The organism is Kitasatospora viridis (assembly GCF_007829815.1).
GTDB classification, from domain to species: Bacteria; Actinomycetota; Actinomycetes; order Streptomycetales; family Streptomycetaceae; genus Kitasatospora; species Kitasatospora viridis.
Genome location: NZ_VIWT01000001.1, coordinates 2,914,744 through 2,927,773 on the forward strand (window position 1 = coordinate 2,914,744; position 13,030 = coordinate 2,927,773).

The following is a 13,030-nucleotide window of genomic DNA, read 5'->3' on the forward strand; positions in this document are numbered from 1 at the left end:
CCCTTATCTCCTTCCGACCCGCCGAGCCACTACGCTAACGGACGCCGGTGGCATGTGCGGAGTACCTCGCGGTCTCCGCTGCGGACCGGCTCCGCCATCTGCCGCCCCGCCCCGCTGCACCCTGCGCGGTCTTACAGCGCATCGACAGGAGAGCCCCTCGTGCCGAAGTCTCGACTCCGCAAGAAGTCCGACTACACCCCGCCCGCGACGGCGACCGCGGTCAAGATCAGTTCAGGCCGCGGCTGGGTGGCCCCGGTGATGCTGGCGCTGTTCCTGATCGGCCTCGCCTGGATCGTCACCTACTACGTGACCAGTGCCAGCTGGCCCGTGCAGGCCTGGGGCAACTGGAACATCCTGGTGGGCTTCGGCTTCATCGCGGCGGGGTTCGGCGTCTCCACCCAGTGGAAGTAACGCCGACCCGCTGATCCGGGTTCCGCGAGCCGTTCCGTCCGTGCCGGGCGGGGCGGCTCGCAGTGCTGTCCGGCGCCGGACCGCGGCGGTCGTACCGTCCGCTTGTCCACACGGTTATCCACACTGGGGAAAAGTCCACCCCGCCTGTGGATAACTCTGAGACGATCCCCAAGCGCCCGGTAACGCCGCAGGGAGACGCGCGTAGACCGGTCCCGCACCCACGGTGTGCGAATCACTGCACACTGTGGACAACTGTGCGAGGGTCAGCCGCCCAGCCGGGCGGTCTCCACCAGCACCATGCCGACGACCACCGCCAGCATCAGCACCACCGTGCCGGCCTGCACCAGGTTCCGGTTGGCCCGCGGCGCGTGCATCAGCCCGATCCCGGTCAGCACGCCGGCCACCAGGCCGCCGATGTGCGCCCGCCAGTCGATCCCGGGCACCGAGAAGGTGATCACCAGGTTGAAGACGATCAGCGCGACCACCGGGCCCAGCGGCTGCCGGGCCGCGCGGAAGAGCACCGCGGTGGCGCCGAACAGGCCGAAGATCGCACCGGAGGCGCCCAGCGAGGCGACCAGGCTCCCCGACACCAGGTAGACCAGGGCGCTCCCGGCCAGCCCGCTGACCAGGTAGAGCGCCAGGAAGCGGAGCCGGCCGAGCACCCGCTCCAGGTTCGGCCCGACCCACCAGAGCGCCAGCATGTTCGAACCCACGTGCAGCGGCGCGGTGTGCAGGAAGACGGCCGTCAGCAGCCGGTAGTACTGACCGTCGGCCACCCCGGCCCGGGCACCGCCGGAGGCCCAGCTGTAGAGCACCCAGTCGTCGGCCAGCGGCTTGTAGAGGTAGCCGGCCAGCAGGAAGACCACCAGGTTGATCCCGATCAGGGCCTTGGTGACCAGCGCCCCGTCCCCGGTGAGCCGGCCGCCGAACCGGGTGGTCGGCGCCTGGGCCCGGCTCTGCGCCCGCGCCTCGGGGCCGCGCACGCACTCCGGGCAGTGGAAGCCCACCGCGGCGTCGACCATGCACTGCGGGCAGATCGGCCGGCCGCAGCGCGAGCAGCCGATCCCGGTCTCCGTCTCGGGGTGCCGGTAGCAGCGCGGCAGCGCGTGCCCGGCGGGTCCGGTGGCTCCGGCGGGTGCGACCGGGCCGGTCGGGTCGTCCTGGACCATCGCGGCTGTTCCTCCTGAGACTCCCGACACGACGAGTCCCGGCGCGCCCGCCGCAGGGCGGCGGGGCACCGGGACCGTCAAGGCTACTGCCGCCCGAGGGGCATCGGCAGGAGTCAGCCGCGCTTGATCTCGACGGACTCGATCACCACGTCCTGGACCGGGCGGTCGTTGCGGCCGACCTGCACGCCGGCGATCGCGGCGACGATCTTCTGGCTGGCCTCGTCGGAGACCTCGCCGAAGATGGTGTGCTTGCCGGTCAGCCAGGTGGTCGGGGCCACCGTGATGAAGAACTGCGAGCCGTTGGTGCCCGGGCCGGCGTTGGCCATGGCGAGCAGGAACGGCTTGGTGAAGGCCAGGTCGGGGTGGAACTCGTCACCGAACTTGTAGCCCGGGCCGCCGATGCCCTGGCCCAGCGGGTCGCCGCCCTGGATCATGAAGCCCTCGATGATCCGGTGGAAGATCGTGCCGTCGTAGAGCTTGGCGTTGGTCTTCTGGCCGGTCTTCGGGTCGGTCCACTCGCGCGTGCCCTCGGCCAGCTCGACGAAGTTCGCCACGGTCTTCGGGGCGTGGTTCGGGAAGAGCTTCACCACGATGTCGCCGTGGTTGGTCTTGAGGGTCGCGAACAGTTCCTCGGCCACGAGGTTGCCTTCCTTCTGTGGATCAATGACCTCAGCATCATGGCAGACGGCCCAGCCTGTCATGCAAAAGGACAAATCGGGATGCATGATCTCCAATCAGGTGGATAAGTGCCTGGTACGAAGCCCTGGAGGAGGATCCTCGTGACCCATTTGCCCGCGATGCCCACTTTGGAAGGCGCACGTGAGACGGCCGGCCGGACCCTGGAGAGCCTGGGCCCGTACGCGGCCACGGCCCGGGAGACCGCCGCGCAGTACGCCGACGAGGCCAGGCAGCGGCTCGGGCCGGCTCTGGGGGCGGCGGCCGAACAGGCCCGCAGCGGCGGGCACCAGGCCGCCGCCTCGGCCCGCGAGGGGTACGTCAGGCACGTCGCCCCGCGCGTCGGACAGGCCTTCGCCGCGCTCCCGCCGAAGAGTCAGGAGAGCGCGCTGAAGGCCGTGCACCGGGCCCAGGAGGCCGCCCTGGCCGCCCGGCACTCCGCGGACCACGCGCGGGCCGCCGCGGTCCCCGTGGTGCAGGAGGCACAGGCCCGGGGCACGGCCGCGCTGACGGCGCTGCAGGGCCGGGTGAGCGCCGAGCAGATCGGCCGGCTGGCCGAGCGGAACCAGCGCGCCTGCCACCGCCGCGCCCGCTCCGGCCGGCTGCTCGCGGTGGCCGGCCTGCTGGCGATCGGCGGCGGCCTGCTGGCCTGGGGCTGGTGCCGGCGGCGCAGCGAGCCGCAGTGGCTGGTCGAGCCGCCCGAGGTGCAGAGCCCGCCGGACCCGCTGCACCCGGTCTCGCGCCCCGCCGGCGCCACCGCGGCGGGCGGCGAGGGCACTCCCGGCACCCCGGGCGCCTCCGGCCCGAACGGCTCCGGGCCGGCCGGCACCAGGGAGGAGCCGGACGGGCCCGAGCAGGTCTGACGGACCGTCGGAGAACGCCGATGGCCGGCACCGTGGGAACGGTGCCGGCCATCGGCGTACTGCTGGGCTGTGGAGCTTAGGAGACTCGAACTCCTGACATCTGCCTTGCAAAGGCAGCGCTCTACCAACTGAGCTAAAGCCCCGCGGCGAACCCTGGGTCGCCGTCGGACAACAGCGTACCGGGTCCACCGGAGTTCGTGCGCAGGTTCCCGGCCCGCACCGGACCAGGGGCGATGCCGTGCCCCCGGCCGTGGCGGGCCGGGGGATCACTTCCCGGCCTGCGGCCGGGGGAGGATCAGCGGCCGGCCGGGATCGGGTCGGTGGCCTCGGTCCACAGGTCCTGCTCGGCGCGGTCGGCCTGGACCTGACGGTAGACAAAGAAGCCGCCGAGGGCGACCAGGGCGACCAGGAGGAGCTTCTTCACCGCGGGACCTCGTCCTTCTCAGCTGGGTCGGCCCGACCACAAGGGTCCCGACCGAGCGGCCGGGGTGGCGAGCCTCGAATGTTCAGGGCGGGCCTGCGGTCGCAGGACCGCACTGCCCTGCGGCCGATGATACACACCCGTGTCCTGTTCGAGACCGGCTATCGGGGGCCCAACCGGCGGTCCTTGCCGACAGTTTGACGGCGCAGCGTCCGCATCCGGCACCAGCTCCCCCCGGCCCCCGGCGGGCGGCGTCCCCCGCCCGGGCGTGTCGGTCCTCGAACGGCCGCTGCGCGCCCGGCGATCCGCTCCCGGTCAACCCACCAGGTCCGCCGGGTCGGGGCGGCCGAACAGCACCGTGGCGTCGTCGTGCCGCTTGCCGGCGAAGCGGCCCGGCGGATCGGCCAGTTCGGCCTCCCGGACGGCTGCCAGCAGCTGCGCCGGGCCGCCCTGCGCCAAGCCGTCCAGCAGTGCCCGCCAGCTCCAGCCGTACCGCTCCACCAGCCGTGACACCCCGTCGGTCAGCACCGCGAAGCGGCGCACCCCGGCCAGCGGGTGCGAGCCGGTGAGCGCCTGGTCGGCGGCCTCCGGGCGGGTGCTCGCCACCCAGAACCCGCCGGGGGCGTTGCGCAGCCGGGCGACGGTGGCGCGGTCGTAGGCGGGGAGACGTTCGACACGGTCGTCCAGCACCGTCAGCAGCTCGCCGTCGGCCAGTTCGACCAGCACCGGCGAGTCGGCCAGCACCAGGTGGTCCAGCCGCCCGCTCCCCCAGCGGACCATCGCCACGGTGGCCGAGGGGCTGTCCGGGTTGGTCAGGTCGCAGCCGTCCCCGTGCAGCTCCCGCAGCGCCGTCACGCCGGCCCGCAGGACCTCACGCAGCGACAGTTCCGGTCGGGCCACCAGGATCCGGGCCAGTTCCGCGCCGAGCCGCCGGGCCACCCAGGACACCTGGTGCACGCAGCCGGTCTCGGACCCGCTCGCGGTGGCCCCGTCCAGCAGCACCGCGAAGCCGTCCCCGGCGAGCACGAAGTCCTCGTTGCCCCGGCCGCCCGGCATCGCCTCGGTCAGGTACTCGATCCGCATCCGCGGCTCCTCTCCCGCGCCGTCCCCGTTCCTCAACCGGGAGCCACGGTAGAACAGCGCGGCCCCGGACGGTGAACCGTCCGGGGCCGCGATCGCGGTGGGCCTAACAGGACTTGAACCTGTGGCCTCTTCCTTATCAGGGAAGCGCTCTAACCGTCTGAGCTATAGGCCCTCGCTGGACCGAAATATTAGCGGACCGGAGCGGGTTCCGGTTTCCCGGTCCGCCCACGGCCGTTCACCGCTGCGGGCCGTTGGCGTGCGGCAACGAGAAAGCCCGCCGACTCCGATGAGTCGGCGGGCTCCTCCGCAGGTGGGCCTAACAGGACTTGAACCTGTGGCCTCTTCCTTATCAGGGAAGCGCTCTAACCGTCTGAGCTATAGGCCCTTGCCGCACTGAAAGATTAGCGGACCGATGCCCGATCCCCCAAATCGATACCGGCGGCCCCGCGGCTACCCCTGGTTGGCAACCCGCAGCTCAGGATCGGCGGAACGGACCAGCCACTGCTCCCGGGTGGCCGGCAGCCGGCTCTCGCCGCGGCCGGCGGTGCGGACGGCGAGCACCTGGTTGATCCCGATCCGGTTCTCCTCGAAGGCCAGCGCGGAGGCGGCCATGTAGAGCCGCCAGACCCGGGCCCGGCCGCGGCCGGCCAGCCGGACCGCCTGGGCCCAGTTCGCCTCCAGGTTGGCCACCCAGTCCCGCAGGGTCAGCGCGTAGTGCTCGCGCAGCGCCTCGACGTCGCGCACCTCGAAGCCGGCCTCCTCCAGGCTGGCGACGGTGCTGCCGACCGGGGAGAGCTCGCCGTCCGGGAAGACGTAGCGGTCGATGAAGTCGCTGGTGCTGTGCGCCGCGCCGGGCTGGTCGGGGCGGCGGGCGATCTGGTGGTTGAGCAGCCGGCCGCCCGGGGCCAGCAGGCCGTACAGGCCCTCGGCGTAGACCCGGTACTGGGCGCTGCCGACGTGCTCGGCCATGCCGACCGAGGAGATCGCGTCGTACGGACCGTCAGGGATCTCCCGGTAGTCCTGCAGCCGGATCTCCACCCGGTCGGCCAGTCCGGCCGCCTCGACCCGCTGCCGGGCCAGCGCGACCTGCTCGGCGGAGATGCTGACGCCGACCGCCCGCACCCCGTAGTGCTCGGCCGCGTGCAGCACCAGCGAGCCCCAGCCGCAGCCCACGTCCAGCAGCCGCTGGCCGGGCCGCAGGCCGAGCTTGCGGCAGATCAGGTCGAGCTTGGCGGCCTGGGCGTCCTCCAGGCTGCGGCCCTGCGGGGTCCAGTAGGCGCAGGAGTAGACCATCGAGGGGCCGAGCACCAGGCGGTAGAAGTCGTTGCCCACGTCGTAGTGGTGGCTGATCGCCGTCCGGTCCCGGCCGCGGCTGTGGAGCAGGCCCTGCTGGCGGGCCTCCTCCGGGGGCAGCGCGGGCTGCGGGCCGAGCGCGCCGACCCGGGCCAGCGCGCCGAGCGCCCGCCGCCCGGCCGGGCCGGTCAGGTCGCGCGGGCCCAGGTGCAGGTCGCGGATCTCCGGCCGGTCGACGAACTGCGCCACCTCGCTCAGCACCGCGTACAGGTCCTCGCCGGGGCCGAGCTCCAGGTCGCCGGAGACGTAGGCCCGGGCCAGGCCGAGCTCGCCGGGGGCCCAGAGCAGCCGGCGCAGCGCCCGCCGGTTGCGCAGCACCAGCACCGGGCCCTCGGGCGCCCCCGCCGAACTGCCGTCCCAGGCCTGGAGGCGGAACGGGAGCCGGCTGCCGAGCAGCCCCTCCAGCGCCTCGACGAGCTGCGGTGCGATCTGTGCCATCAGGAACCTCCGCGCAACTGGGGGCAGCCGAGCGCCGAGCCGGCCGCCCCTCGAACCCGTACCGGTGACCGTGCGGGCGGCCGCACCAGCCAATCCGGAACGACGACTCCGGGCCCCGGCGGCACGCCGGGGCCCGGAGAGCAGTCACCCGAATGACGAAGCGGGCCCCTCCCGGTCGAACAACCGAGTGGGACCCGCTATGCCGCATTCGGCGAAGCTGGTTCGTACCGAGTGACTTTCAGTCAGATCACCGGCGGGTTGGCCGGATCACTCCTCCTCGGCGAGCGTCAGCTCGATGCCGCCGGTGAAGCCGGCCGCCGCGTTGTAGATGAACGCCGAGAGGGTGGCCAGGGCGGTCAGCAGCACCACGTCCACCACGGCGATCAGCGCGGTGTAGGTGATCACCGTGCCGAAGCCGACGTAGTCCATGATGTTGATGCCGCCGGTGCCGCCGGTGCCGGAGCCGGTGACGTCCTTGAGGGTCTTGCCGACCGAGTCGAAGACGCCCAGCGAGTCCAGGGTGGTCCAGAGCACCGCGGCGGCCACGATCATGATCACGCCGATCGCCAGCGACAGCAGGAAGCTGACCTTCATCACCGACCACGGGTCGGCCTTGACCACCCGCAGCCGGGCCTTGCGCAGCCGACCCATCGCGCCGCCGCCGCCCTGCTGCGCGGGCGCGGACGGGGCCGGCCGGCGCGGAGCGCCCGGGCCGGGGCCCGCGGGCGCGCCGCCGGCGCGACCGCCGCGGGGCTGGCCCTTGGTGTAGGTGGTCGGCTGCGAGTAGCCGCCCGCCCCGGGGGCCGGCGCGTTCGGCGGCGGCGGGACGTTGGAGCCCATCGCGGACATCAGCGAGGTGGACGCCGCCGGGTGCTCGGCCGGCGGCTGCGGAACACCTCCGTACGGCGCACCGCCCGGCGCGGCACCTCCCGCAGCACCCGTGGTCCCACTCACTCTGGATCCTCCCGCAGTTCCTCACCGGGGCGCGGCCGCGTCCCGGTTGACACTCCACTGTGCGGCATCAAGCTGAGAAACCCGTAACCGGGGCAGCCGGCGTCCCGCCGATTCGGCGGGACGCCGGCTGCCCGAGTGGTATCAGGCCTGCTCAGTGCCCTCGGACGGCTCGACTGCGGCCTGCGCCACATCCTCGCCCTCCACGGCGGACTCGACTCCGTCGACGCCATCGACGTCGTCGGCCGCCTCGTCCTCCTCGGCCTCCGCGTTGCGGGCCATGCCCACCACCGCGTCGCGCTTTCCGAGGTTGATCAGTTGGACGCCCATGGTGTCACGTCCGGTTTCACGAACGCCGGAAACCCTGGTGCGGATCACGCCGCCGGAGAGGGTGATCGCCATGATCTCGTCGGTCTCCTCGACCACCAGCGCGCCGACCAGCGAGCCCCGGCCCTCGACGATCTTCGCCGCCTTGGTGCCGAAGCCGCCCCGGCCCTGGAGCCGGTACTCGTCCACCGAGGTCCGCTTGGCGTAGCCGCCGTCGGTCGCGGTGAAGACGAAGGTGCCCGGACGGACCACGTTCATCGAGAGCAGCTCGTCGTCCTCCCGGAAGGCCATGCCCTTCACCCCGGAGGTGGCCCGGCTCATCGGCCGCAGCGACTCGTCGGTGGCGGTGAACCGGATCGACTGGGCCTTCTTGGAGACCAGCAGCAGGTCGTCGTCCGCGGAGACCAGCTCGGCGCCGATCAGCTCGTCGTCCCGGCCGTCCTCGTCGGTGCGCAGGTTGATCGCGATCAGGCCGCCGGAGCGCGGCGAGTCGTAGTCCTTGAGGTGCGACTTCTTGACCAGGCCCTCGCGGGTGGCCAGCACCAGGTAGGGCTTGTCCTCGTAGGTGCGCACCGCCATCACCTGGGTGATGTGCTCCTCCGGCTGGAAGGCCAGCAGGTTGGCCACGTGCTGGCCGCGGGCGTCCCGGCCGGCGTCCGGCAGCTCGTAGCCCTTGGCCCGGTAGACCCGGCCCTTGTTGGTGAAGAACAGGATCCAGTTGTGCGTGGTGGTCACGAAGAAGTGGTCGACGATGTCGTCCTGCTTCAGCTGGGCACCGCGCACGCCCTTGCCGCCGCGCTTCTGCGAACGGTAGAGGTCGGAGCGGGTCCGCTTGACGTAGCCGCCACGGGTGATCGTGACGACGATGTCCTCCTCCGCGATCAGGTCCTCGATCGACAGGTCGCCGTCCGAGGGGATCAGGGTGGAGCGCCGCTCGTCGCCGAACTTCTCGACGATCGCGGTGAGCTCCTCGGAGATGATCTCCCGCTGCCGGGCCGGGGAGGCCAGGATCGCGTTGTACTCGTCGATCTTCCGCTGCAGCTCGTCGTGCTCGTCCATGATCCGCTGCCGCTCCAGGGCGGCCAGGCGGCGCAGCTGCATCTCCAGGATCGCGTTGGCCTGCAGCTCGTCGATGGTGAGCAGGTTCATCAGGCCGCTGCGGGCGGCGTCGGCCGACTCCGAGGCGCGGATGAGCGCGATCACCTCGTCGATCATGTCCAGCGCCTTGAGCAGCGCGCGCAGGATGTGCGCCCGCTCCTCGGCCTTGCGCAGCCGGAACCGGGTGCGCCGGACGATCACGTCGACCTGGTGGTTGACCCAGTTCCGGATGAAGGCGTCCAGCGAGAGGGTGCGCGGCACCCCGTCGACCAGGGCCAGCATGTTGGCGCCGAAGTTGGTCTGCAGGTCGGTGTGCTTGTAGAGGTTGTTCAGCACCACCTTGGCGACGGCGTCGCGCTTGAGCACGATCACCAGGCGCTGGCCGGTGCGCGAGGAGGACTCGTCGCGGACGTCGGCGATGCCGGCGATCCGGCCGTCCTTCACCAGGTCGGCGATCTTCAGCGCGAGGTTGTCCGGGTTCACCTGGTACGGCAGCTCGGTGATCACCAGGCACTGGCGGCCCTGGATCTCCTCCACCTCGACCACGGCGCGCATGGTGATCGAGCCGCGGCCGGTGCGGTAGGCCTCCTCGATCCCGCGCCGGCCGACGATCAGCGCACCGGTCGGGAAGTCCGGGCCCTTGATCCGCTCGATCAGCGCTTCGAGCAGCTCCTCGTTGGAGGCGTCCGGGTGCTCCAGCGCCCAGAGCGCGCCGGAGGCCACCTCGCGCAGGTTGTGCGGCGGGATGTTGGTGGCCATGCCGACCGCGATGCCGGTGGCACCGTTGACCAGCAGGTTGGGGATGCGCGCCGGCAGGACGGTCGGCTCCTGCGAGCGGCCGTCGTAGTTGGCGGCGAAGTCGACGGTGTCCTCGTCGATGTCGCGCATCATCTCCATGGCCAGCGGCATCAGCTTGCACTCGGTGTAGCGCATCGCCGCCGCCGGGTCGTTGCCCGGCGAGCCGAAGTTGCCGTTGCCGTCCACCAGCGGCATCCGCAGCGACCAGGGCTGGGCCAGGCGCACCACGGTGTCGTAGATCGAGGTGTCGCCGTGCGGGTGGTAGTTGCCCATCACGTCGCCGACCACGCGGGCGCACTTGTAGTAGCCCTTCTCCGGCCGGTACCCGCCGTCGTACATGGCGTACAGCACCCGGCGGTGCACCGGCTTGAGGCCGTCGCGGACCTCGGGCAGCGCGCGGGAGACGATCACGCTCATCGCGTAGTCGAGGTAGGAGCGCTGCATCTCGGTCTCGAGCTCGATCGGCTCGATCCGGCTGACGAAGGTGTCGGTGGAGCCGGTGTCCGGCTGCCCGCCGTCGGGACGGTTGTCGTCGACCACTGGTGGTCAGTTTCCTTTCACGCGTGACTGGGGTGTGCGGAGCAGACTGCTCGTCACACGTCCAGGAAGCGGACGTCCTTGGCGTTGCGCTGGATGAACGAGCGGCGGGCCTCGACGTCCTCGCCCATCAGGACCGAGAAGAGGTCGTCGGCGCGGGCCGCGTCCTCCAGGGTGATCTGCTGGAGCAGGCGGTGTGCGGCGTCCATGGTGGTGATCCGCAGCTCCTCGGCGTTCATCTCGCCCAGACCCTTGAAGCGCTGGATCGCGTCGTCCTTCGGCAGCCGGCGGCCGGCCGAAACGCCCGCCTCGATCACGGCGTCGCGCTCGCGGTCGGAGTAGACGTACTCGAAGTCGTCCTTGCCCCACTTGATCTTGTACAGCGGCGGCATCGCCAGGTAGACGTAGCCGGCCTCGACCAGCGGGCGCATGAAGCGGAACAGCAGGGTGAGCAGCAGGGTCCGGATGTGCTGCCCGTCCACGTCGGCGTCGGCCATCAGGACGATCTTGTGGTACCGCAGCTTGGACTCGTCGTAGTCCTCCTGGATGCCGCAGCCGAAGGCCGAGATCAGCGCCTGGACCTCGGTGTTCTGCAGCACCTTGTCGATCCGCGCCTTCTCGACGTTCAGGATCTTGCCGCGGATCGGCAGGATGGCCTGCACCCGCGGGTCGCGGCCCTGCTTGGCGGAGCCGCCGGCGGAGTCACCCTCGACGATGAAGATCTCGCACTCGGCCGGGTCCTTGGACTGGCAGTCGCTCAGCTTGCCGGGCAGCGAGGCGCTCTCCAGCAGGCCCTTGCGGCGGGTCAGGTCGCGGGCCTTGCGGGCCGCCATCCGCGCGGTGGCCGCGGTGATGGACTTGCGGATGATGTCCGCGGCCTCGTTCGGGTTGCGGTCCAGCCAGTCGTTCAGCTGCTCGTGCACGACGCGCTGGACGAAGGTCTTGGCCTCGGTGTTGCCGAGCTTGTCCTTGGTCTGGCCCTCGAACTGCGGCTCGCCGATCTTGACCGAGATGACCGCGGTCAGGCCCTCGCGGATGTCCTCGCCGGAGAGGTTCTCGTCCTTCTCCCGGAGCAGCTTCTTCTCCCGCGCGTAGCGGTTGACCAGGCCGGTCAGCGCCGCGCGGAAGCCCTCCTCGTGGGTACCGCCGCCGTGCGTGTGGATGGTGTTGACGAAGGAGTAGACGCCCTCGGTGTAGGAGGCGTTCCACTGCATGGCGACCTCGACCGCGATCGCCTTCTCCTTGTCCTCCGCCTCGAAGTCGATCACCGAGGGGTGGATCACGTCGCCCTTGCGGGAGTTGAGGTCCTGCACGAAGTCGGCGATGCCGCCCTCGTAGAAGTAGGTGATCGAGACCGGCTTGCCCTCGTCGTCGATGTGCTCGGGGCGCTCGTCGGTCAGCCGGATGGTCAGGCCCTTGTTGAGGAAGGCCATCTCCTTGAACCGGCGGGCCAGCGTCTCGAAGGAGTAGACGGTGGTCTCGAAGATGTCGCCGTCGGCCCAGAAGGTCACGCTGGTGCCGGTCCGGTCGGTGGCCTCGTGCTGGACCAGCGCCGCGGTCGGGGCACCCATCTTGTATTCCTGGGTCCACCGGTGGCCGTCGGTGTGGATCTCCACCGCGAGCCGGGTGGAGAGCGCGTTCACCACCGAGACGCCGACGCCGTGCAGACCGCCGGAGACGGCGTAGCCGCCGCCGCCGAACTTGCCGCCGGCGTGCAGCACGGTGAGCACCACCTCGACGGCGGGCTTGTCCTGGCCGGGCACGATGCCGACCGGGATGCCGCGGCCGTTGTCGATGACCCGGATGCCGCCGTCGGCCAGGATCGTGACGTCGATGGTGTCGGCGTGACCGGCCATGGCCTCGTCGACGGCGTTGTCCACGACCTCCTGGACCAGGTGGTGCAGACCGCGCTCACCGGTGGAACCGATGTACATGCCCGGGCGCTTGCGGACGGCGTCGAGGCCCTCCAGCACCTGGATGGCGCTGGCGTCGTAGGCCTTCCCGGTGGACGGGTCGGTGGGGACGGGGGACTGGCTGGACTCGCCGGAATCGGCCACGAAGCGCCCTCTCTGGCACAACACGGGCCGCATCCCCGCCCGGATTCGGGCGAGCGTGCGACCACGGCGTTTCGACTCAGTTACCGCAAGCGGCAGTGTTTGACTCTCAGTCTACCGGTACCACTGACATAGATGGGCGTTTGGCAGGCCCTGAAGGCGGATTCACCGCCCCGAATCCCCTCCGCACATGTCCCGATACTCGCCTGGGGGGCTCAGCGGCTTCACACCGGCCGTCAGCGGTTCCGGAAGTGTGCGCTCCGTCAAGACCGCTTCCCCGACCGGCGGGCCCGACGGCGTCAGCCCCAGGTGTCGCGCGGACCCTGGCTGCCCGGCGCGCGCAGCCGGCCGTACCGCCGCTGCGCGGTCGCCGGCCCGAGCACCCGGATCACCCGGACCGTGCCGTGCCCCAGCTCGTGGTTCAACCGGGCGACCAACTGCCGTGCCAGCAAACGCAACTGAGTGGCCCAGGCGGTGGAGTCACAACGCACCGTCAGGATCGCCTCGGCCTCGTCGAAGTGCTCCGGGGCGCAGTGCGCGGCGATGTCCGGGCCGACGATCTGCGGCCAGCGGCCCATCACCCCGGCCACCGCGGCCGGCGCCTCCCAGCCACGCTCCGTGATCAAACGATTGAGCGCGGCCCCCAGCGGCACCGGGTCACGGCCGTCCGCGCGGGCCCCGCTGCGCAGCCCGTGCCGCTTCGCCTCGCGCTTCTCGCGCACCTGCTCACCGCGCTGGCGGGCCTGCTCCTTGGCCGCCCGCAGCGCGACCCGGGCCAGGTCGACGCCGGAGAGCTCTCGTTCCTCGCCCATCGGCGGTGCGCTCCTTCTTCCCCAGGCTGTGGACAGACCA

Annotated in this window: 11 protein-coding genes and 3 tRNA genes; 2 read left to right on the plus strand and 12 right to left on the minus strand. The window is 71.4% G+C overall.

All coding sequences use genetic code 11. The features are described 5' to 3' along the window. The first annotated feature begins 159 nt into the window (after positions 1–159). Positions 160–411, plus strand: a complete 252-nt coding sequence (gene crgA / locus FHX73_RS12995; protein ID WP_145905159.1) for a cell division protein CrgA — start codon at positions 160–162, stop codon at positions 409–411. A gap of 263 nt (positions 412–674) precedes the next feature. On the opposite strand, the gene FHX73_RS13000 is transcribed toward crgA, so the two are convergent. Both FHX73_RS13000 and FHX73_RS13005 read right to left on the minus strand, forming a co-directional pair. Beyond that, positions 675–1,580, minus strand: coding sequence for a rhomboid family intramembrane serine protease (locus FHX73_RS13000; protein WP_145905160.1), 906 nt, complete (start codon positions 1,578–1,580; stop codon positions 675–677). A 113-nt stretch (positions 1,581–1,693) separates the two neighbouring features. Then, on the minus strand, positions 1,694–2,218 hold the full coding sequence (locus tag FHX73_RS13005) for a peptidylprolyl isomerase (RefSeq protein WP_145905161.1): 525 nt from the start codon (positions 2,216–2,218) through the stop codon (positions 1,694–1,696). Positions 2,219–2,359: 141 nt separating this feature from the next. Here FHX73_RS13005 and FHX73_RS13010 point away from each other — a divergent pair, with 141 nt between their 5' ends. Continuing rightward, positions 2,360–3,118: a DUF5324 family protein gene (locus FHX73_RS13010; protein WP_145905162.1), complete on the plus strand. Its 759-nt coding sequence runs from the start codon at positions 2,360–2,362 to the stop codon at positions 3,116–3,118. Between the two features lie 70 nt (positions 3,119–3,188). On the opposite strand, the gene FHX73_RS13015 is transcribed toward FHX73_RS13010, so the two are convergent. From FHX73_RS13015 to FHX73_RS13055, 10 genes are all read right to left on the minus strand, one after another. Further along, positions 3,189–3,261: transfer RNA gene (locus FHX73_RS13015), tRNA-Ala, on the minus strand. Between the two features lie 152 nt (positions 3,262–3,413). After that, entirely contained in the window at positions 3,414–3,542 is a 129-nt protein-coding gene (locus FHX73_RS45585; protein WP_211786189.1) for a DLW-39 family protein, read from the minus strand. Between the two features lie 312 nt (positions 3,543–3,854). Further along, positions 3,855–4,622 carry a protein phosphatase 2C domain-containing protein gene (locus FHX73_RS13020; RefSeq protein WP_145905163.1) on the minus strand — a complete coding sequence of 256 codons (768 nt, stop codon included), beginning with the start codon at positions 4,620–4,622 and terminating at the stop codon, positions 3,855–3,857. A gap of 98 nt (positions 4,623–4,720) precedes the next feature. Next, a tRNA-Ile gene (locus FHX73_RS13025) sits at positions 4,721–4,794 on the minus strand. A 139-nt stretch (positions 4,795–4,933) separates the two neighbouring features. Continuing rightward, positions 4,934–5,007: transfer RNA gene (locus FHX73_RS13030), tRNA-Ile, on the minus strand. Between the two features lie 65 nt (positions 5,008–5,072). Further along, entirely contained in the window at positions 5,073–6,413 is a 1,341-nt protein-coding gene (locus tag FHX73_RS13035; protein ID WP_145905164.1) for an SAM-dependent methyltransferase, read from the minus strand. 267 nt (positions 6,414–6,680) lie between these two features. Next, positions 6,681–7,367: a DUF3566 domain-containing protein gene (locus tag FHX73_RS13040; protein WP_246213498.1), complete on the minus strand. Its 687-nt coding sequence runs from the start codon at positions 7,365–7,367 to the stop codon at positions 6,681–6,683. Positions 7,368–7,508: 141 nt separating this feature from the next. Continuing rightward, entirely contained in the window at positions 7,509–10,127 is a 2,619-nt protein-coding gene (gene gyrA / locus FHX73_RS13045) for a DNA gyrase subunit A (protein WP_425461379.1), read from the minus strand. Between the two features lie 53 nt (positions 10,128–10,180). Beyond that, on the minus strand, positions 10,181–12,205 hold the full coding sequence (gene gyrB, locus FHX73_RS13050) for a DNA topoisomerase (ATP-hydrolyzing) subunit B (protein ID WP_246213499.1): 2,025 nt from the start codon (positions 12,203–12,205) through the stop codon (positions 10,181–10,183). A gap of 272 nt (positions 12,206–12,477) precedes the next feature. Beyond that, entirely contained in the window at positions 12,478–12,990 is a 513-nt protein-coding gene (locus FHX73_RS13055; protein ID WP_145905166.1) for a DciA family protein, read from the minus strand. Positions 12,991–13,030 lie beyond the last annotated feature (40 nt).

Excerpts from the sequence above, each read along its gene's own strand:
- FHX73_RS13035 (WP_145905164.1), bottom strand. The coding sequence starts at position 6,413 with ATGGCACAGATCGCACCGCAGCTCGTCGAGGCGCTGGAGGGGCTGCTC.
- FHX73_RS13000 (WP_145905160.1), bottom strand. The coding sequence starts at position 1,580 with ATGGTCCAGGACGACCCGACCGGCCCGGTCGCACCCGCCGGAGCCACC.
- FHX73_RS13055 (WP_145905166.1), bottom strand. The coding sequence starts at position 12,990 with ATGGGCGAGGAACGAGAGCTCTCCGGCGTCGACCTGGCCCGGGTCGCG.
- FHX73_RS13020 (WP_145905163.1), bottom strand. The coding sequence starts at position 4,622 with ATGCGGATCGAGTACCTGACCGAGGCGATGCCGGGCGGCCGGGGCAAC.